We start from the raw sequence: 18,245 nt of genomic DNA on the forward strand, positions 1-18,245 counted from the left end.
ACTCCTGTGAAAGGTTATATTATTTCCGCGCCACGCCCCGGAGGGATTCGTGGCCCGGTTGTTCGAGGGCTGGCGCCCTCTTTTTCATGAATGCATCGCAGTAATCTTCGAGATTCTGCCGCGAGCGCATGCTTTCGCGACGGAGCCACTCATAGGCTTCGTCATCATCGACGCCCGCATCGGTCATCCGGGCGATGATGGCCTTCACGACCGCACGGCGACCCCGCCGGCGGCGATCCATGTCGTCGAGCCGCGCCCGGAGGTCGCCGCGCAACAGGAACTGGTTGATGCCGAGAAACAGCGCGGTGTAGACCGCCCCGCCCTGCACCGGCTTGCGCAGGAAGGCCGTGGCGCCGAGATGGACCAGCTGCTTCAGCCGGCTCGGGGCTTCCACCCCGACAAGGCCGATCACCGGCACCGCCGGCTGGCGCGCGCCGGCATCGATGTCGAGCGCCAGCGGATTGTCGAGGTCGCCATCGACGAACAGAATGTCGCGCTCCGCCTGCAGCGCGGCGAGGTCGATGTCGGCGCGCCCGTCCACGAGTTCGGGCACGCTCGCGCTCACGCCGAGCTTGCCGAGCGTCGCCAGCAGCGTTTCGACCGCCGTGGGATTGGCCGTGACAATGTGCGCACGGCCGCCGTTGAAATTCTGGAGCAGTCGAGGAGCCATCACTTGATCACCCTCAGCGACGCGTTGCGGGAAGCGACCGCATAGCGCGGCGACGACTGGACGAGATAGGGATCGGGCGGCACCGGCCCCGCCGCCTCGACCAGGATATCGAAGCGGGCGTCATCGTTGGAAATGCCGATGCGCGGCGTGAGATAGGCGTGCAGGGTCTGCGGATCGATGCGCACCCCGCCCTGCGGGGCGAGGAGATGCTGGCGCGTGACCGCCGCCTTCACCGCCTCGACATCGTCGCTGCCGGCCTCGGCAAGGGCCAGCATGAGAAGCTTCATGGCGATATAGGAGGCTTCCGCATCGGCCGAGGTCGAGGGCCCCTCCGGGAACGCCTCGCGATAGGCGCGGGTGAAGGCCCGGTTGGCCGGCGTGGCGAGCGAGGAGAAATACACGCTCGAGCTGAGATGCCCCTCCACCGCGCCCTCGCCGATCTCCTCCAGCTCCGGCTCGGACAGCGTGCAGCTGGCGACCGGGAAGGTGCGGGGCTGGTCGATGCCGCGGGCGTTGCAGGCGGCGCGGAAGGCGCGGAAGAAGGCGTAGTTGCTGGTGCCGATCAGGTTGTTGAACACGAAGCTCGGCCGCGCCTCCAGGATGGCTTCCACCACCTGGTCGATCTCGGTGTCGCCTACCGCCACATAGCGCTCGGCCAGCACCCGGGCGCCGCGCGCCGTCATCGCCTCGCGGAAGATGCGGGTATTCTCCCACGCCCAGATGTAGTTCGAACCGATGCAGAAGGCGCGCGGGCCGACATGGGCCAGCATGTAGTCAACCAGCGGAAGCACATGCTGGTTGGGCGAGGCGCCGGTATAGATGACGTTGTTGGAACTCTCGAATCCCTCGTAATGGGACGGGTACCACAGCAGCGCGTCATGCTTCTCGAAGCACGGAATCACCTCCTTGCGGCTGGAGGAGGTGTAGCAGCCCACCACATGGCGGATGCCCGATTGCAGCAATTCCCGGCTCAGCGCGGCATAGGCGGCGAGGTCGCCACCCGGATTGACCACCACCGGCTCGACCGTGAGGCCCGGCAGCGCCTCGCGCACCGCCAGCAGCGCCCCGTTCAGCATGGAACGGGGAACGACGCTGTAGGGTCCCGTGGTCGAGAACATGACCCCTATGCGGTAGTGCCTGGACACGTTCGCGCTCCACCCAAAAACAAAAAACGCCCGCCGGTCAAAGGACCGTGGGCGTCGTTGCCGCCAACCTGCAGCGCTTGCCAAGAAGCACCGTCGTTGGAAATGTTCATCAAGACTGCCGCGACAATGGGCATCTTTGCCCGCCGCTCTTTAATTAGGCTGGCGTGAATGCCCGCCTTTGTCAAGCGCTTTTCCGGCACGCACTGACTCATCCCGTGACAGGGGGATGACGGCACGTATCCGGGAGCTTCGGGTCCGGGAGCCGACAGGACTTGAACGTCACTCCTGCTCCGGCGCGGGATCGGGCCTCAAGCCGAGCATCGAGTTTGGCCCGTGGCCGCTCTCGCCGATCAGCCGGGCGATGGCGGTGATGTCTTCCTGTCCGCCGAGCCGGTCACGCGCGGCGGACCAGAAGGCGAACAGGGCGTCGAGCGTCGGCGTCTCCACCTCGGCGCGCCGGGCGAGATCGGCGGCGATCGCGATGTCCTTGCAGAACAGCGTCAGCGTCTGGCCGAAATCATAGGTGCCGGTCAGCACATGATCAGGCAGCTTCACCTGCGTGGCGTGACTGGTGCCCGAGCCCGCGCTCCATACTTTCAGCATCACCGCCGGGTCGAGGCCGAGCCGCTGACCGACGATCAGCGCCTCGCTGGCGCTCCACAGCGTCGCGGCCGACAGGTAGTTGTTGAGCGCCTTGATGACATGGCCGGACCCGAGCGGCCCGACATGGATCACCTCGCCGCACATATGCGCCAGTAGCGGGCGCACCCGTGCGAAGGCCTCCTGCGCGCCGCCGACCATGGCGGTCAGCGTGCCGGCGCGCGCGCGCGCCATGCCCCCGCTCACCGGCGCATCGAGCACCATCGCCCGCCCCTCCAACTCGCCGGCAAGCGCGAGCGTGCTGGCGGGCGAGGCGGTCGACATGTCGACTACCACCGCGCGCGGCTGGCGGGTGCAGGCGCCCCCCTCCCCCAGCAGCGCCGCCCGCACATGGGCATCGGTCGGCAGCATGGTGATGACCACCGCGCCGGGCAGATCCGCCGCGCGGTGGGCGACGGGAATGCCGCGCGCCCGGAACGGCGCCAGCGCCTCCTCCGAGAGGTCGGCCACGGCCAGTTCGACGCCGGCATCGGCCAGCCGGCCGGCCATCAGCCCGCCCATCCGCCCGGCGCCGATGAACAGCACGCTATCCCCGTTCATGACCGCCTCCTCGACACCCCGCTGATGCACGCCACGCCCCTCAATGAGCGCGCGCGGCGAGCGCGATCGCCATGGTGGCGACACCGTTGCGCGCCTCGCTGTCGTCGCCGAGCCCCGCCACCCGGCGGGAGAATTCGCGCAGCAGCGTGACCGATTCGGCATCGAGCGCGGCAATGATCCGGGCGAACTCGATGGCCCTCGCCAATGCGCTGCCGGGAGCGACGATCTCGGTGACGATGCCGACTTCCTTCGCCTCGGCCGCGCCGAAATGCCGGCTGGTCAGGGACAGTTCGAACGCCTTCTTGAACGGCACGAACGTGGTGAAATAGGACAGCACGATGAGCGGCGGCAGCTTGTGCGACATCTCGGGCAGCGCGAATACCGCATCGTCAGCGGCGATCGTGATGTCGCACTGGGTGGAGAAGCCGCAGCCGAAGCCCAGCGCCTTGCCTTCCACCGCCGCCACGAACGGCACCGGCGACGAGCGAAGGCGGTTGTTGACCTCCAGGATGAGGTTGAGATCGGCCTGCACGTCGGCGGCCGAGGTCAGGCCCTTGGCGCCCACGCGCCCGGCGCAGAAATGCTCGCCCTCGCCCGAGATCACCACGGCGCGCAGGTCGGGCTTCGCCAGCACCTGATCCAGCGCGCGCGCGAATTCGATCAGCTGAGCCGAGGAGACATGGTTGCCATCGGCGGTGCGGGTGAACTCGACGCCGTAAATGCCGTCGCCATGCGCTTGGATCTTCATGAGGCTCTCCTTGAGGCTGCGATGCCCGCCGCGGTCCCGTTGCCGGGCCGGGTGGTGCGGTGTTTGACTTGTATTAATGTACGACGATAATACACAAACGACTGAATCATGCGGCCCGGCCGCACCCTGCACGACGAGGAGCCCGCCCGATGGCGTCGATCGACCTGAACGGAGAACGTCTCGGCTTTGACCGCGCCGGGAGCGGCGAGACGCTGCTGCTGATCCACAGCCTCGGCACGGCCTCCTGGCTGTGGCGCGAGCAGATCCGCCGCTGGTCGGCGCATTTCGACGTGATCGCGGTGGATGCGCGCGGCCATCGCCGCTCCAGCCGCAATGGCGGCTTCACCGTGCGCAATGTCGCCGCGGATATGGCCGCCGTGCTGGAGGCTTTCGGTGCCACGCCGGCCCGCGTGGTGGCGATCTCGATGGGCGGGCCGATCGCCGCGCATCTCACCGACATCGCCCCGCATCTGGTCTCGCGCCTCGTCATCGCCGACAGCTTCGCCAACCAGGGCGAGGCCGGCGCCACCCGTGCCGCCGCGATAGCCACGGCGATCGGCGCGGGCTCGATGGAGGCCTATGCCCGCCAGTACACCGCCGACACGCTGGTCGAGGATGGCGACCCCGCCCATGCCGGGGAACTCACCGCGAGCATCGCCGGCATGAGCGCGGAGGCCTATATCGAGGCGGCGCAGTCGGTGTTCACCGCCAATGTCGTCGACCTCTACGCGAAGATCGCGGTGCCGACCCTCGTCGTCGTCGGTTCGCGCGACAACCGCACCCCGCCCAAGCTCTCGCAGGAGATCGCCGCGCTCATTCCCGGCGCCGGCTATGCCGAGATCGAAGGCGCCCGCCATCTCGCCAATCTCGACCGGCCGGAGGCCTTCCACGCCGCCATCGACCCGTTCCTGCTGGCCCGCTGAATGAACGCGCCCCTCGGCATCGGCCCACTCGGACAGGAAAGCGCCCCGCTGCGCCGCAAGCTCACCGCGACGCTGCGCCGGCTGATCGAGACCGGGCGGCTGCCCGCCGGCCAGCGGCTGATCGAGAAGGACCTGACCGCCGAGCTCGGCGTCAGCCGCACCGTGCTGCGCGAAGCGCTGCGCGAGCTGGAGGCGGACGGCCTGCTGGTCGCCGGCGCGCGCGGCCTCTCGGTGGCCGTGCTCAGCCGGGACGAGGCGGAGAACATCTATGCCGTGCGCGCGGCGCTGGAAGCTCTGGTCGCCCGCCAATTCTGCGAGCGGGCGGATGAGGAGGCGCTGCAGGCGCTCGCCGGCGCCCACGCCGCGCTCTCCCGCGCCTATGCGGCCGGTGCACTTGGCGGCATTCTCGACGCCAAGCTCGACTTCTATCGCGCCCTGTGCGCGGGCGCCGCCAACCCGGTAGCGCGTGATCTGCTCGACCGGCTGAACGCCCGCATCAGCCTGCTGCGCGCCCGCTCGCTGGCCGACCCGGCCCGCAAACACGCCTCGCTCGCCGAGATCGACGCGCTGGTGGAAGCCATCGGCCGGCGCGAGGGCGCGCAGGCGGCCGACTGCGCCGGTCGCCATGTCGCACGGGCGGCGCAGGTTGCACTCGGTGCCCCGCCCTCTTCCCCCCTCAACGACCCGGAGACTTCTCAATGACCGACGACCTCTTTGAAAAGGGACTGCAGATCCGCCGCGCCGTGGTTGGCAGCGCCTATGTCGACAAGTCGCTGGCGGAAGCCGACGACTTCACCCGTCCGCTGCAGGAGCTGGTGACGAAATATTGCTGGGGCGAGGTGTGGGGCCGCGAGGGCCTGGCGCGGCGCGACCGTTCGCTGCTCAATCTCGGCATGATCGCCGCGCTGAACCGTCCGCACGAACTCAAGCTCCATGTGCGTGGCGCCCTCAATAACGGCCTGACGCGCGACGAGATCCGGGAGGTCTTCCTCCAGGTGGCGATCTATTGCGGCGTGCCGGCCTCGCTGGACAGCTTCCGCATCGCCCGCGAAGTCTTCGCCGAGGAAGACGCCAAGGCCGCCGCGGCGGCAAAAGCGTAGACATCGCTCGCACCGGCTTCTCTGCCTCTCCCCGCCGGGGAGAGGTGGCCCGCGCGGCGGGTCGGTGAGGGGGAAGCACGGTCGCGGAGCCGTCAGAGGCCCCTCACGCCACCCCTCTCCCCATCGGGAGAGGAGAAACAGGCCTCCCCTCAGGCCTGGTCTTCCGGGATCACCCGGCCGTCAATGGTCATCGGCTCGCCGTCGAGCGACAGCGAATGACCGCGCAGCGGAATGTCCATGTGGCAGGGCGTGTCGCGGGTGCCGCCGGCCTCGGTGTTCGGGCCGCTCGACCACAGGAAATTGCCATAGAAGGAGCGCGCATCCATGGAGAGCCCCGCCTCGCGGTCATAGAGACCGAGCGTGGTCCAGTGCGCCTTCTTGTGCAGGCCCCAGCCGACATGCGCCATGGCATAGGCATCCGGGTCGTTGAAGCTCTCCATATAGGTGCGCAGGTACTCGGCCTCGAAGCCGCCGACGATCTTGCGGATCCAGCCACCCTCGATCTCGATGCGGATCGGCTCGCGGGCATAGCGCTTGAACGGCAGCAGGATGTCGCCGGTATCGATGACGATCACCCCCTCGCAGGACCCCTCATCCGGCCAGGTGGCGACGAAGCAGCTCGGCCAGTGGTCCCAGCCGCCCTTCACGTCGACGAAGCCCTGCTGCTTCAGCACCGGGTAATGCCCGACCTTGCAGCGGAAATCGGTGCCCGCCTTCGAGGTCACGGTCATCGTCTTCGCCCGGGCAAGACGGGCCGCGCCGGCGGTGGCGCGGCGGGCGTCGTCCAGCGTCGGCTTCATGCGCAGCATCACTTCGGGCGGCTCGCAGGCCAGCAGCATGCGCGCCCCGGTCTTGAGGATCTCCTCCTGCTCCGGCGAGAACAGCAGCATCATCGTGTCGATGACGAGGTCGGAATGCTTCATCGCCTCCAGCGCCGGGCGATTGCCCTTCAGCGCGGTGTGGCCGACATAGCCGGACTTGTCGCGCGAGAGCGCCACGTCGCCATTGAGCGGGGGCAGCTGCAGGATGGTGAGCACGCCGCCGAGCTGGCCGACCGCGATGCGCGCGGTGGAAACGAGCTGCGGGTTGCTGTCGTCGCTGACCAGCAGCGAGACCTGCTCGCCCGCGGTCAGCTTCGACAGGGTGAGCACATCCTTCCACGCGTCGATGAGCGCCAGGTCACTGATTGCCATGATTGCCTTCCCTTTTGGGAATCCTCAGGAGGTTGGACGAAATGTGGCCCCGGGCGCCGGCCTCAGGCCAGCGTGCGATAGGCGCGGTCGAAATGGACGAGGGGTGGAGCGGCGGCGCCCAGGCGCACGGCGCGCACGGTCCCGAAGAACACCGTGTGGGTATAGGCATCGACGCACTCGGCGATGCTGCAATCGATGCTGACCAGCGCGTCGCCCAGCGCGGGGGCGCCGGTGGCGAGCGACAGCCATTCGCCATCGCCGAATTTCGAAGCCCCCGCATGGCCGTGTCTGCCGGCGAAACGGTCGGCGATCGGCCGGTCGTGCTCGGCCAGCACGTTGACGCAGAAGGCCCCCGCCTCGGCAATGGTGCGGTGGGCCTCGCCATTGCGGTTGACGCAGACCAGCAGCGTCGGCGGCGCCATGGAGACGCTGCACACGGCGGTGGCGGTGAGACCACGCGCCTCGCTACCATGCCCGGCGGTGATGACGCTCACCGCTCCGGCGAGCCGCCCCATCGCATGGCGAAAGGCATCCGTCAGCGCCGGGTCGGCGTGGTGGGAATGGGCGGGCGCCATCCTCCCGCCGGCATGGTCGTGCGAGGCGCATAATGTCATGGCTGGAGCGCCTTCAGCGCGTCTTCGAGGAAGGCAGCCACCGCCAGCGTGCCGGCATCGTCGCCGATACGCCCGACCACCTGCACCCCGACCGGCAGGCCGTTCGGGCCGAGGCCCGCCGGCACCGTAAGGGCCGGCGTATGCAGCAGCGTCCATACCTTGTTGAACACCGGATCGCCCGTGGGCATCCCCGCCGGGGCCTCGCCGGGCGCGGCCGGGGTGATGAGCACATCGCAGCCCGCCAGCAGCGGCTCGACAATGGCGTCGCGGTCCTTCAGCCGGGCCAGCGCGGCGTCGTAATCGGCGCGGGTCGCCTGCGCCAGCGTCTCGATGAAGGCGCGGGTGATCGGCGAGATGCGCTCCCCCAGAATCCAGCGCTCGAAGCTCAGCGTGCGCGGCGTCTCCCAGCCCATCACCGCGTCATGCAGCGCGTAGAGCCGGTCGAAATCATCCGGCACCGCAATGTCGCGCACCACTCCCCCGGCCGCGCGGATGGCGGCGACCGCCCGCTCCAGCGCCGCCCGCGTCGCCGGCTCGGCCTGATGCCAGCGCGAGGTGCGGAAGAGGCCGACCGTCGGCGCGCCCGGCACCCGCCCCTGCGCCAGCGCCGGCTGCTCGGCCAGCGCGGCGGTGACGAAGGCCGCGTCGCGCACGTCGCGTGTGATGACGCCGATCGTGTCGAGACTGTCCGACAGTGCCTTGGCGGCGGTGCGGTTGAGCGTGCCGAAGCTCGGCTTGTAGCCGACCACGCCGCAATAGGCGGCCGGGCGCACCACCGAGCCGGAAGTCTGCGTGCCGAAGGCGGCATGCACCATGCCAGCCGCCACGGCGGCGCAGGAGCCGGAAGACGAGCCGCCCGGCGTGTGCGCCGTATTATGCGGGTTGCGGGTCTTGCCCGGGCTCGACATGGCGAATTCGGTCGAGACGGTCTTGCCCATCACCACGCCGCCGAACTGCCGGGTCAGCGCGACGATCGGCGCATCCCACGGCGGCCGGCTGCCCTCATAGGCCGCCGAACCGTAGCCGGTCGGCATATCGGCGGTGTCGATCACGTCCTTGACGCCGAAAGTGACGCCGGCCAGCGGCCCACCACGATTGGCGCGCGCCTCGGCGAGCGCCCGCTCGCGATCGAAATGCGCGAAAGCCTGCACGTCCTGCTCGCGGGCGGCGATACGATCGGCAAACGCCGCGCTCACCGCCTCGGCGGAAAGCTGGCCGCTGGCCACAAGCCCGGCGGTCTCGCGGGCCGACAGGTCCGCCGGGGATCCGTCGCTGAAAGAGGTCGTGTCGCTCATCCGTGATCTCCGCGACGGCCGAGGGACGGGCGGCGCCCGAACCAGGGCCGCGCCCGCTCCAATTGCCCGGCCAGCTGGAACAACAGGCCGTCCTTGCCGAAGCCGGCGCCGAAATGCGCGCCCACCGGCAGTCCTGTCGCCGAGGTGCCGAGCGGCACGCTCATCGCCGGGCAGCCGGAGGCGTTGAACACGCAGGTGAACGGCGCATGCGTCCAGAACGCGTCGTAGAAGGCGTCGAGGCTTTTGCCCGCGCTGGCCAGCGTGCCGAGCGGGGGCGGCAATTCGCCGGCGGTCGGCGACAGCAGCACGTCGTAGCTCTGGAAGAAGCGGCCTAGCGAGCGGGCCATCTGGTGCAGCACGTTCACCGCGCCGACATAGGCGGTCGCCGGGAGGCCGCGCGCTTCCTCCACCCATTCGGCATTGACGCTTTCGAGGTAGCTGAGCGGATCGGCAAGGCCCAGTGCCTGCCCGCGCATGGCCACGGCCGGCGCGACATTGGCACCGACGATGATGCGCCAGGCGGCCTTGAGCGCATGGGCGTCATAGCCGGCATCGCAAATCTCCACGGTGTGGCCAAGTTCCTCGCACAGTTTCGCGGCCTCCTGCGCCACCCGCACGCAATCGGGATCGACCGGCGTGCCGAGCGGCGAGACAGGGGTGAAGCCGATGCGCAGCGGGCGCGGCTCGCGCGTCACCTGCGAGAGGTAGCTCTCCGGCCCGACGGGCGCGAGATAGGGATCGCCGATATCGGCCCCGCCGCTCGCGTCCAGCAGCGCGGCATTGTCGCGCACGCTCCAGCTCGCCGCATGCGGGGTGGACATGCCGGCGATGGCTTCCACCGCGATGGGCCCGAGCGGGTTGACCATGCGGCTCGGCTTGAAGCCGAACAACCCGCAATGCGATGCCGGCAAACGGGTGGAACCGGCGCCATCCGAGGTGTTGGCCATCGGCACATAGCCGGCGGCCACCGCAGCGGTGGAGCCGCCGGACGAGCCGCCCGGACTGAGCCGCGTATCCCACGGGTTGCGCGAGGGGCCGAACGCTTCCGGCTCCGTGGTGAAGCTCAGGGCGAATTCCGGCGTGTTGGTCTTGGCGAGGATGACGAGGCCGGCCGCCTTGTAGCGGGCGACCAGCGTACCGTCGCGCGCCGACACCGCATCCTTGAACAGGCGCGAACCGGTGGAGAGGATGGTGCCGGCCATCTCGAAGCCGGTATTCTTGAGAAGGAAGGGCACGCCGGTGAACGGCCCCACGGGCAGGCCCTCGTCGATCGCCTGCCGGCCCTTCTCCTCGAAGCGATGGACCAGCGCGTGCAGCTGCGGCTCATGCGCCTCGATGCGCGCCAGCGCGGCATCGAGCAGTTCGTGCGCGGTCACCTCGCCGGCGCGCACCAGCTGCGCGAGGCCGGTGGCGTCATGTTTTTCGTAGTCGGCAAAGCCGCCATCGTGGGAGCCGTCAACCGGCGTGCTCATGCCGTCATCTCCGCGATCTGCCGCTGGAACGCGGCGGGGTCCCAATAGTCCCGCGTGCCGCGAATGGCGCCGTCGGCGATGTCGAACAGGTGCACGCCCTTCAGTTCGATCGGCCGGCCGCGGGTCGGCTGGCCCTTGATGTCGACGGCGAGCGCACCGGTCAGCGTGTAGACCACGGCGACCTGGGTACCCGCGTCGATGCGTTCGCGCACCTGCCAATGCGCCTGCGCGAGGAAGCCGAAGAAGCGGTCGAGGCCGGCCTGCAGCGCCGCGCGCCCTTCCCGGCGCATGCCGTTATGGGCTTCCTCATGCCAGCCGTCCCCAGCATAGAGCGCGGCGGCGGCGGCGGCATCATGGCCGTTATAGGCGGCGTAGAAGGCCTCCACCGGATCATGCGCGGGGGAAGCGTCAGTGTCGGCTACGTGGTGGGCCACGTCGAGCCTCCGGTCATGCGTCGGCGGGAACAGGCGTCTCAACGAAAGGGTGCCGGACCGCCCGGGGGCTGGCGGTCCGGCGAGAGCCCGCGGATCAGGGCATGCCCGCGAGGGTCTTCACCTGCTGGGTGAAACGCTCGCGCTTCACCTCGTTATAGAGACGCTCGCGCAGGCGCGGCGCGGGGCTGGCATTGACGTTCTCGAACAGCGCCACGCGGCCCGCGAGGGACGAGGAGGTCATGTCCCACACGAAGTTCATCAGCTGCTCCTTGACCGCCGCGCTGACACCCTTGCCGGGCAGCAACTCGTCGAGATGGTGGCCGATTTCCGGGTTGTCGAACGCCGCCTTGCCGAAGCGCATGACGAGGCCCTGGCCGCACAGTTCCTGCAGGATGTGGATGATGCGCGGGTATTCCTCGATCGAGTAGAGCCGGCCGGCGGTGAGCATGCCCACATCAGGCGCCATCACCTCGCCCTCGGTGGGCTTGGCCAGCGCTTCGGCGGCGGTGATGAAGGCCCGCAGCGTCTGGGCGTACTGGATGATCTCGCCCAGCATGCCCTGCACCGCCGGGATATGCGCGGTGCCGAGCACGTCCAGCACCAGCTGGCCGGCGCCGACGAACAGCTCGGCCTTCACCGCGAGGCGGGTCAGCACGTGCCAGTGCGCGAACACGCAGACCGGCCCGTAATAGGACATGGCCGTGGGGTCGCCGAGGTTGAAGATGCGGTCCTTCGGCACGAAGACGTTGTCGAAGATGATCAGCTGGTCGGCTTCCTCGCCGAGGCGGGCGACCGGGTGATCGAACGGATCGGCGCCGGGATGGGACACCATCTCGCGCGAGATCAGCTTGATGCCCTCGGAGTTGATCGGCACCGAGGCCCAGATGCAGGCTTCGGCCGGCGTGTCGCGGATGCCGCCGAGATTGGTGAAGAAGATCTCGTTGGCCTGCGCCGAGATCGAGCCCACCGTCTTGGCACCGGAGACTCGGATGCCGCCCTTCTCGACGCTCTTGACCTTCAGCAGCGAGGCTTCCGCGCCCTTCGGCGAGGAGCGGTCGTTCTGCGGCCCGGTCAGGCTCTCTGACGCCGTGAGGTTGTTGTCGCGGCCATAGGCGACATAGCGCTCGATATTCTCGCCGAAATCGGGCGAACAGCCGTCGATCAGCGACTTCTTCGCCTGGAAGGTCGGGAGATAGGCGAGCAGGCCGACCGCGATGGCGGGCGCCAGATCCGGCGGCCGGCCGAACGTGCCAGCGGTCTTGAGGCTGGTATATTCGATCATCTTGCGACGGTCGGCGAGGTCGGCCTGCGTGCGCGGCACCTGCCACGCCCGGCTCGCCACCGCGCCGCTATCGTCGATATAGGTGGTGGCGTCCGCGAATTCCGGCTTGAACTGGTCGTCGAACATCGAGGCGATGAGATCGACGCCGGCCGACAGCGCCGGATCGTCGAACACCTTGGCAATGCGCTTGCCGCCGACCCACAGCGCGCGACCGTCGTCGAGCGACGTCTTGAATTCCTCACCGGTCTTGAGCTTGTGGCCAACGGGAAGTTCCCGCTTCGGCGTCTGCGCGTTCATCGTCCGCTCTCCTCTGAAGGACCCGTTTCCCAAACGCGTTCTGATGATGTCGTCGGGCCTTTCGGCGGGGCGGCACGCTGACGATGACTCGTCGGCACGCGCCCCGTGTCGGTTCCGGGTGGCGACGATCCAACCATTGAACCACCGAAATGGTCAAGCCCCTCCCAGACGGCATTTGACCGCCTAATATTCGTTCACTCTGCCGCGATATGGAACAATATTGCGCTGCACGCGCCCGCGAATGGCGAAAATTATGAGAAGCCGCCCCAGAACAATGCCAATATGCTGCGCAAAACTTGTGCACGCAAACCAGACTCGGCCCTCACAACCAAAATCGGTTGACCATTTCCGCCGCCGATTCGCTTGACCAAAACCGGTGGTTCTGGCTTTTTTGGTTGAAAGACGACGGACGCCGGGTCACGGCGAGCGCCATCGCGGGAGACGTCGGCATGATGAGCGCCGGACCAGCACCCGACCAGTCATTGCGCGCCCGGCCGGCAGGCGAGCGCTGTCGTCCCGCCATCGCGGCCGCACACAAGGTCGATGGCCGGCTCGGGCGCTCCGGCGCGGCGTGCCAGCGCGATCTCGCTGCGCGTCGAGACATCCTCGCCGACATAGCCGCACCACAGGCGCTGCACCGGCATGCGATCCTGCGTGGCGTTGAGCAGGAACACCTCACCGCTCGCCGGCTTCGACCAGAGCGAGGCTTCCAGCCGCCCGTGCGGCGCGGCCGTGCCGATCTGCGCCGAGTACCAATGCGCGATCGCCGCGGCGCAGGCGACCGGGCGATCGGTATCGTTGGCGATACGGAAGGGGACGGCGACCAGTCCCTCGACGCCCCGCTCGACCACGAGGACCTCTTCCGCCTGCGCGGGGAGCGCCATCGAAGGCAACAAAATAAGAATAACTGCAATAAAAAACTTCAGCATCCGCCAAAACTCCGAGTTTTCGTCGTTTTCTGATAGAATAATTCGCTCAACCATGGAACATAAATTCCATGCAGCCAATAAAGGAACCTTCCATGAGAAAGATCATCCTGCACAGTTTCGCGCTGGCGCTGCTCGGCTCGGTGTCGATCGCGCATGCGGCGGATATCAAGTCGATCGCCATCCTGACACCCGAGCCGGGCACGGATTATGGCTGGAACCAGCAGGGCGTCGATGCCGCCAAGGCCGCCGGCAAGGCGGCTGGCGTCGAGGTGCTGGTGGCCGACAATCTCGGCTATGGCGACGTGCGCCCCACCCTGCGGGAAATGGCGCAGGACGGCGCCGGCCTCCTGATCGCCCATGCCTCGGGCTACAACACCTCGGCGCCGGAAATCGGCGAGGAGCTGAAGGTGCCGGTCGCCATCGTCGACCGCCCGGATGCCCGCAAGGCCGGCGCGGTCGCCGACTACACCGCCAGCGGCCATGAGGGTGCCTATCTCGCCGGCCGCCTCGCCGCCAAGACCAGCAAGACCGGCACGGTCGGCATCGTGGTGTCGGGCGAGCCGCCGTCGTGGAACTCGCAGTCCGCCGCCTTCGCGGAAGGCGCCAAGGCCGAGAAGCCGAGCATCAATGTGCGCTACGCGGTGATCGGACCGGCGGCCTATTCGGACGCCGCTGGCGGCAAGCGCGTCACCGAGGCGCTGATCGCGGCCGGCGCCGACGTCATCTTCGGCCAGGGCAACGGCTCCAGCTTCGGCATGCTGCAGGCGGTAGAGACCAACAAGGCGACCAATGGCGGCAAGGTCTACTTCATCGACGTGATCGGCGACAAGACCGCCATCGACAAGGGCAACCTGCTCTCCTCCGTGGTGTGGAACCTCACCCCGGTCTATGCGGCGATGATCGCCGACCTGAAGGCCGACAAGTACGGCTCGCGCAACTACGACATCAACCTCAAGGACGGCTCGGTCACGCTGCTCAAGACCAGCCACATCCCGGCCGATGTCTGGACGCAGATCGAGGCGATCAAGAAGGACATCATCGACGGCAAGATCAAGGTGACCGCGCATTACGACGCCGACACCGTGCACAAGATGGTCACGGCGCTGCCGACCACGCCGTGATGCCACGTTCCGGCGCGGCGGCTCCCCGCCGCGCCGGCTCGCCGCGAGACCTATCGCCCATCCTTGTCGTAACGCCCGTCATCCACGGGCCACCGCTTGCCGCACGTCCGGGCTTTCGCGCCGGCGGAAGGCGGAGCCGGGCATTGTTCGGATCATGACCCAGACCCTCAGCGCTCACGCGGCCACGGCCAACGCGAATGGCAAGGTCCCTTCGCCCGGCCCGGCCCACCCCCATGGCGCGGCCCGGCCGATCGTCACGCTCGACCATGTCACCAAGCGCTTTCCCGGCGTCGTGGCCAATGACCGCGTCTCCTTCGACCTGTGGCCGGGCGAGGTGCACGTGCTGCTCGGCGAGAACGGCGCCGGCAAGTCGACGCTGGTCGGCATGCTCTCGGGCCTGCAGCTGCCGGACGAAGGCGGCGTGCTGATCGACGGCCATGAGCAGCGCATCTCCTCCCCCGCCCGCGCGCTGGAACTCGGCATCGGCACGGTGTTCCAACATTCCATGCTGGTGCCCTCGCTCAGCGTCGTCGACAACATGGCGCTCGGCGGCCGCTGGTGGTCGCGTCCCGACCGCGAGGGCCTCGCCCGCAAGATGGCGGCGGTGTGCGCCGATATCGGCGTCACCATCGATCCGAACGCCAAGGTCGGCTCGCTCTCGCTCGGCGAGCAGCAGCAGGTGGAAATCGTGCGCGCGCTGATGCGCGGCTCGCGCGTGCTGATCCTCGACGAGGCGACCGCCATGCTCACCCCCAAGGGAGCCGACGACCTCGGCGCGCTGATGGGCCGGCTGGTCAAGCTCGGCATCGCGGTGGTGTTCATCACCCACAAGCTCAACGAGGCGCTCGCCTTCGGCCATCGCATCACCGTGCTGCGGCTCGGCCGGCGGGTGGACGAGATTTCCCCCGAGCGGCTCTCCGCGCTCGGCCCCGCCGCCGCGACCGCCGAGATCATCCGGCTGATGTTCGGCGCGGATGCCGCCGCGCAGGCCACCGCGTCGCACCCGCGCCGCGCCCCGTCCAGCCAGCCTTTGCTGCAGATCGAGGGGCTCGCCGTCGAGGATGATTCGGTGCCGGTCGCCGGCATCGACCTCGACGTTTCGCCCGGCGAGATCGTCGGCATTGCCGGCATCGACGGCAACGGCCAGAAGCAGTTCGCCGAGGCCGTGGCGGGCCAGCGTCGGCTGGCGGCCGGCCGCATCCGCCTCGGCGGCCAGGCGATCGAGCGGCTCGATGTCGGCGGCCGCCGCCGGCTCGGCCTGCGCTACGTCACCGACGACCGGCTCGGCGAGGGCACGGTCGGCACCTTCCCGATCTCGCTCAACCTCCTGCTCAAGCAGGTGGGCGAGGCCCCCTTCTGGCGCCACGGCATCGAGCAGCCCGAGGCCATCGCCGCCCATGCCCGGCGCATGGTGGGCGAGTTCGACGTGCGCACGCCGGGCATCGAGACCGCGATCGGCAAATTGTCCGGCGGCAACATCCAGAAGGCGCTGCTGGCGCGCGAGCTTTCGGGCAAAGCGCGGGCGGTGATCTTCGCCAAGCCGACCTACGGGCTCGACGTGCAGAATATCCGCGCTACCCGCCAGCGCATCCGCGAGGCAGCCGACCGTGGCCTCGCGGTGATCCTGATCTCCACCGACCTCGAGGAAGTGCTCGAACTCGCCGACCGCATCGCCGTGATGTCACGCGGCCGCGTGGTCGGCATGGTCGACAATGATGCCGCCGCCCGCAACCGGGTCGGCGAACTGATGAGCGGCGCCACGCCATGAGCGACACCACGGAAATTGCAGCCCCCGAGATCGGCAGCGATGCCCTCCTCGCCCCGCGCGGCGGCGCCTGGCGCGAGCGCGCGCACCTTCTCGTCCTGGCGCTCGGCCCGGTGATCGGTGCGGTTCTGCTGTCCGGCCTCGTGCTGCTGGCGCTTGGCGTCAACCCGGTCGCCTATTACGGCTACGTGGTCGAGCGCGGGCTTCTCAACCCCTATGGCCTGCAGGCCACGCTGACCCGCATGGGCCCGCTTCTGCTCATAGCGGCGGGGCTCATCGTCGCTTTCCGGGCGGGTATCTGGAATCTGGGCGGCGACGGCCAGTTCCTGCTCAGCGCGGTGATCGTCGCCGCGCTGGGGCCGCTGCTGGCGCCCTATCTGCCGGTCTGGCTGGTGCTGGTCATCGGGCTCGTGGTCGGCGCCATGGTCGGGGCCGCCTGGTCGGTGCTGCCGGCGCTGCTCAAGGCCTATCAGGGCGTCAACGAGATCATCACCACGCTGATGATGACCTTTCTCGGCGTCTCGCTGGCCAATGTGCTGGTGAAGCTGTTCTTCCGCGACCCCGCCACCACGGTGCCGCAGACCCGCACGCTGATCGTCGCCGACCGGCTGCCGCGCCTGTTCGACACCACCATTTCGAGCGGGCTGATCATCGGCCTCGTCGCCATCATCGTGGTGCACCTCGTCATGACCCGCACCGCCTTCGGCCTGAAGCTGCGCATCGTGGGCGCCAATCCCCGCGCGGCCATCCATGCCGGCCTGTCGGTGCCCGCGCTGACGGTGGCGACCTTCGCCATCTCGGCGGCGCTGGCGGGACTGGCCGGCGCGGTGGAGATCATGGGCGTCCAGGGCAATGTGCGCGCCGACTGGAACCCGGCCTACAGCCTCACCGTGGTTCCGCTGGTGTTCCTGGCGCGCTTCAACGGCTTCGCCTCCATCGCCTTCGTGTTCCTGTTCTCGGTTCTGTCGATCGGCGGCGAGAGCGCGGCGCGACGCACCGGCGTGCCGAATTTCTTCACCCTCGTCGTGGTGGCGATCCTGCTCGTCATGCTCGGCATCACCGAATATCTCGACCAGCGCCGCCGCGCGGCCGGCAAGTAGAGGGAGAGACGCGATGACCGCCCTGTTCACCGACGCTTTCCTCACCTCGCTGGTCCTCGGCGCGCTGACCGCCGGCCTGCCGCTCATGCTCGCCGGCCTTGGCGAGCAGATCTCGGAAAAGGCCGGCGTGCTGAATATCGGCATCGAGGGCATGATGCTGTTCGGCGCCTATCTCGGCTTCCTCGTCGCCTACGATACCGGCTCGATCTGGCTCGGCTTCCTCGGCGGCGGCATCGGCGGCATGCTGGTGGCCGCGCCCATGGCACTGTTCTGCATCCGGCTCGGCCTCAGCCAGATCGTCATCGGCATCGCCCTGACGCTGGGCGCCGAGGGCCTCACCGCGCTGCTGCACCATTTCCAGTTCGCGCAGAGCTATCCGCGCCTGCCGGCGGTGGAGACGCTAGCCATTCCCGGCCTGTCGCACATTCCCGTGCTCGGCCCGGCGCTGTTCGACCGGCCGCCCATCGTCTATCTCGCCATGCTCGCCGTGGCGGTGACAGCCTATGTGTTCCGCTACACCCAGGCGGGCCTTGCTTTGCAGGCGGCGGGCGACAAGCCGGCGGCGCTGGATGCGGCCGGCGTCGATGTCGGCCGCGTGCGCACCCTTGCCGTGCTCACCACCGGCTTCCTCGCCGGCGTGGGCGGCGCCTTCATGTCGCAGGTCGGCGCGGGCATCTTCGTGCCGTTCATGACCAATGGCGCCGGCTTCATCGGCATCGTGCTGGCCATGCAGGCGCGCGGGCGCCCGCTCTTCGTGCTCGCCGGCGCGCTGCTGTTCGGCGCCTGCCTCTCCGCCACCACCGCGCTGCAGGTGGCCGGGGTGAGCATCCCGACCGACGTGATCCAGATGCTGCCCTTCGCCGCCGTGCTCGCCGTGCTGGTGCTGTTCGGCCGCCGCGCCAGCCTGCCGCTGGCGCTCGGCACCCATTATGTGCGAGGCGCGCGATGAACGCGCCC

The 18,245-nt window shown here is 68.7% G+C and carries 18 protein-coding genes; 7 read left to right on the forward strand and 11 right to left on the reverse strand.

Annotated elements, in window-relative coordinates; genetic code table 11:
* Positions 1 to 19 precede the first annotated feature (19 nt).
* The 4 genes from FHS55_RS15780 to FHS55_RS15795 form a co-directional block, all read right to left on the reverse strand.
* Entirely contained in the window at positions 20 to 670 is a 651-nt protein-coding gene (locus FHS55_RS15780; RefSeq protein WP_183190743.1) for an ANTAR domain-containing response regulator, read from the reverse strand.
* A complete protein-coding gene (locus FHS55_RS15785; protein WP_343056185.1) occupies positions 670 to 1,815 on the reverse strand; it encodes a transporter substrate-binding domain-containing protein in 1,146 nt (381 codons plus the stop codon). The genes FHS55_RS15780 and FHS55_RS15785 overlap by 1 nt, the downstream gene beginning before the upstream one ends.
* Before the next feature lie 279 nt (positions 1,816 to 2,094).
* Positions 2,095 to 3,015 carry an NAD(P)-dependent oxidoreductase gene (locus FHS55_RS15790; protein ID WP_183190744.1) on the reverse strand — a complete coding sequence of 307 codons (921 nt, stop codon included), beginning with the start codon at positions 3,013 to 3,015 and terminating at the stop codon, positions 2,095 to 2,097.
* Between the two features lie 40 nt (positions 3,016 to 3,055).
* Positions 3,056 to 3,763 (reverse strand): enoyl-CoA hydratase/isomerase family protein, encoded by a 708-nt coding sequence (locus FHS55_RS15795; RefSeq protein WP_183190745.1) that lies wholly within the window; start codon positions 3,761 to 3,763, stop codon positions 3,056 to 3,058.
* Between the two features lie 149 nt (positions 3,764 to 3,912).
* Here FHS55_RS15795 and FHS55_RS15800 point away from each other — a divergent pair, with 149 nt between their 5' ends.
* From FHS55_RS15800 to pcaC, 3 genes are read left to right on the forward strand one after another with little or no spacing between them, the layout of a single operon-like run.
* Positions 3,913 to 4,686 (forward strand): alpha/beta fold hydrolase, encoded by a 774-nt coding sequence (locus FHS55_RS15800; protein ID WP_183190746.1) that lies wholly within the window; start codon positions 3,913 to 3,915, stop codon positions 4,684 to 4,686.
* Positions 4,687 to 5,388 carry a GntR family transcriptional regulator gene (locus tag FHS55_RS15805; RefSeq protein ID WP_183190747.1) on the forward strand — a complete coding sequence of 234 codons (702 nt, stop codon included), beginning with the start codon at positions 4,687 to 4,689 and terminating at the stop codon, positions 5,386 to 5,388.
* Positions 5,385 to 5,786, forward strand: coding sequence for a 4-carboxymuconolactone decarboxylase (gene pcaC, locus FHS55_RS15810; RefSeq protein WP_183190748.1), 402 nt, complete (start codon positions 5,385 to 5,387; stop codon positions 5,784 to 5,786). Before FHS55_RS15805 ends, pcaC begins: the two co-directional genes overlap by 4 nt.
* Before the next feature lie 149 nt (positions 5,787 to 5,935).
* On the opposite strand, the gene FHS55_RS15815 is transcribed toward pcaC, so the two are convergent.
* The 7 genes from FHS55_RS15815 to FHS55_RS15845 all read right to left on the reverse strand — a co-directional run bounded on the left by FHS55_RS15815 (position 5,936) and on the right by FHS55_RS15845 (position 13,257).
* Positions 5,936 to 6,979 carry a 2,5-dihydroxypyridine 5,6-dioxygenase NicX family protein gene (locus tag FHS55_RS15815; RefSeq protein ID WP_183190749.1) on the reverse strand — a complete coding sequence of 348 codons (1,044 nt, stop codon included), beginning with the start codon at positions 6,977 to 6,979 and terminating at the stop codon, positions 5,936 to 5,938.
* A gap of 62 nt (positions 6,980 to 7,041) precedes the next feature.
* Positions 7,042 to 7,593: a flavin reductase gene (locus FHS55_RS15820; RefSeq protein ID WP_183190750.1), complete on the reverse strand. Its 552-nt coding sequence runs from the start codon at positions 7,591 to 7,593 to the stop codon at positions 7,042 to 7,044.
* A complete protein-coding gene (locus FHS55_RS15825; protein ID WP_183190751.1) occupies positions 7,590 to 8,888 on the reverse strand; it encodes an amidase in 1,299 nt (432 codons plus the stop codon). The genes FHS55_RS15820 and FHS55_RS15825 overlap by 4 nt, the downstream gene beginning before the upstream one ends.
* Positions 8,885 to 10,360: an amidase gene (locus FHS55_RS15830; protein WP_183190752.1), complete on the reverse strand. Its 1,476-nt coding sequence runs from the start codon at positions 10,358 to 10,360 to the stop codon at positions 8,885 to 8,887. The genes FHS55_RS15825 and FHS55_RS15830 overlap by 4 nt, the downstream gene beginning before the upstream one ends.
* Entirely contained in the window at positions 10,357 to 10,794 is a 438-nt protein-coding gene (locus FHS55_RS15835; protein ID WP_183190753.1) for a nuclear transport factor 2 family protein, read from the reverse strand. Before FHS55_RS15835 ends, FHS55_RS15830 begins: the two co-directional genes overlap by 4 nt.
* Before the next feature lie 94 nt (positions 10,795 to 10,888).
* Complete coding sequence (locus FHS55_RS15840; protein ID WP_183190754.1) at positions 10,889 to 12,373, reverse strand: 4-hydroxyphenylacetate 3-hydroxylase N-terminal domain-containing protein; 1,485 nt, start codon at positions 12,371 to 12,373, stop codon at positions 10,889 to 10,891.
* Between the two features lie 479 nt (positions 12,374 to 12,852).
* Positions 12,853 to 13,257: a hypothetical protein gene (locus tag FHS55_RS15845; protein WP_210287022.1), complete on the reverse strand. Its 405-nt coding sequence runs from the start codon at positions 13,255 to 13,257 to the stop codon at positions 12,853 to 12,855.
* Positions 13,258 to 13,394: 137 nt separating this feature from the next.
* On the opposite strand from FHS55_RS15845, the gene FHS55_RS15850 reads away from it, so the two are divergent.
* The 4 genes from FHS55_RS15850 to FHS55_RS15865 all read left to right on the forward strand — a co-directional run bounded on the left by FHS55_RS15850 (position 13,395) and on the right by FHS55_RS15865 (position 18,237).
* A complete protein-coding gene (locus FHS55_RS15850; protein ID WP_183190756.1) occupies positions 13,395 to 14,423 on the forward strand; it encodes a putative B6 ABC transporter substrate-binding protein in 1,029 nt (342 codons plus the stop codon).
* A gap of 154 nt (positions 14,424 to 14,577) precedes the next feature.
* Positions 14,578 to 16,191: a putative B6 ABC transporter ATP-binding protein gene (locus FHS55_RS15855; RefSeq protein WP_183190757.1), complete on the forward strand. Its 1,614-nt coding sequence runs from the start codon at positions 14,578 to 14,580 to the stop codon at positions 16,189 to 16,191.
* The gene (locus FHS55_RS15860) at positions 16,188 to 17,288 is read left to right on the forward strand and encodes a putative B6 ABC transporter permease subunit 2 (RefSeq protein WP_183190758.1); all 1,101 of its coding nucleotides are present in this window, start codon (positions 16,188 to 16,190) and stop codon (positions 17,286 to 17,288) included. The genes FHS55_RS15855 and FHS55_RS15860 overlap by 4 nt, the downstream gene beginning before the upstream one ends.
* A gap of 13 nt (positions 17,289 to 17,301) precedes the next feature.
* Complete coding sequence (locus tag FHS55_RS15865; RefSeq protein ID WP_183190759.1) at positions 17,302 to 18,237, forward strand: putative B6 ABC transporter permease subunit 1; 936 nt, start codon at positions 17,302 to 17,304, stop codon at positions 18,235 to 18,237.
* Positions 18,238 to 18,245: the final 8 nt, after the last annotated feature.

The organism is Ancylobacter tetraedralis (genome assembly GCF_014195655.1).
Lineage (GTDB): Bacteria > Pseudomonadota > Alphaproteobacteria > Rhizobiales > Xanthobacteraceae > Ancylobacter > Ancylobacter tetraedralis.

Coding starts and splice junctions, on each gene's coding strand:
- FHS55_RS15855 (WP_183190757.1), top strand. CDS start 14,578: ATGACCCAGACCCTCAGCGCTCACGCGGCCACGGCCAACGCGAATGGC.
- FHS55_RS15840 (WP_183190754.1), bottom strand. CDS start 12,373: ATGAACGCGCAGACGCCGAAGCGGGAACTTCCCGTTGGCCACAAGCTC.
- FHS55_RS15800 (WP_183190746.1), top strand. CDS start 3,913: ATGGCGTCGATCGACCTGAACGGAGAACGTCTCGGCTTTGACCGCGCC.
- FHS55_RS15845 (WP_210287022.1), bottom strand. CDS start 13,257: ATGGCGCTCCCCGCGCAGGCGGAAGAGGTCCTCGTGGTCGAGCGGGGC.
- FHS55_RS15795 (WP_183190745.1), bottom strand. CDS start 3,763: ATGAAGATCCAAGCGCATGGCGACGGCATTTACGGCGTCGAGTTCACC.
- FHS55_RS15805 (WP_183190747.1), top strand. CDS start 4,687: ATGAACGCGCCCCTCGGCATCGGCCCACTCGGACAGGAAAGCGCCCCG.
- FHS55_RS15830 (WP_183190752.1), bottom strand. CDS start 10,360: ATGAGCACGCCGGTTGACGGCTCCCACGATGGCGGCTTTGCCGACTAC.
- FHS55_RS15825 (WP_183190751.1), bottom strand. CDS start 8,888: ATGAGCGACACGACCTCTTTCAGCGACGGATCCCCGGCGGACCTGTCG.
- FHS55_RS15815 (WP_183190749.1), bottom strand. CDS start 6,979: ATGGCAATCAGTGACCTGGCGCTCATCGACGCGTGGAAGGATGTGCTC.
- FHS55_RS15860 (WP_183190758.1), top strand. CDS start 16,188: ATGAGCGACACCACGGAAATTGCAGCCCCCGAGATCGGCAGCGATGCC.
- FHS55_RS15780 (WP_183190743.1), bottom strand. CDS start 670: ATGGCTCCTCGACTGCTCCAGAATTTCAACGGCGGCCGTGCGCACATT.
- pcaC (WP_183190748.1), top strand. CDS start 5,385: ATGACCGACGACCTCTTTGAAAAGGGACTGCAGATCCGCCGCGCCGTG.
- FHS55_RS15790 (WP_183190744.1), bottom strand. CDS start 3,015: ATGAACGGGGATAGCGTGCTGTTCATCGGCGCCGGGCGGATGGGCGGG.
- FHS55_RS15865 (WP_183190759.1), top strand. CDS start 17,302: ATGACCGCCCTGTTCACCGACGCTTTCCTCACCTCGCTGGTCCTCGGC.
- FHS55_RS15850 (WP_183190756.1), top strand. CDS start 13,395: ATGAGAAAGATCATCCTGCACAGTTTCGCGCTGGCGCTGCTCGGCTCG.
- FHS55_RS15820 (WP_183190750.1), bottom strand. CDS start 7,593: ATGACATTATGCGCCTCGCACGACCATGCCGGCGGGAGGATGGCGCCC.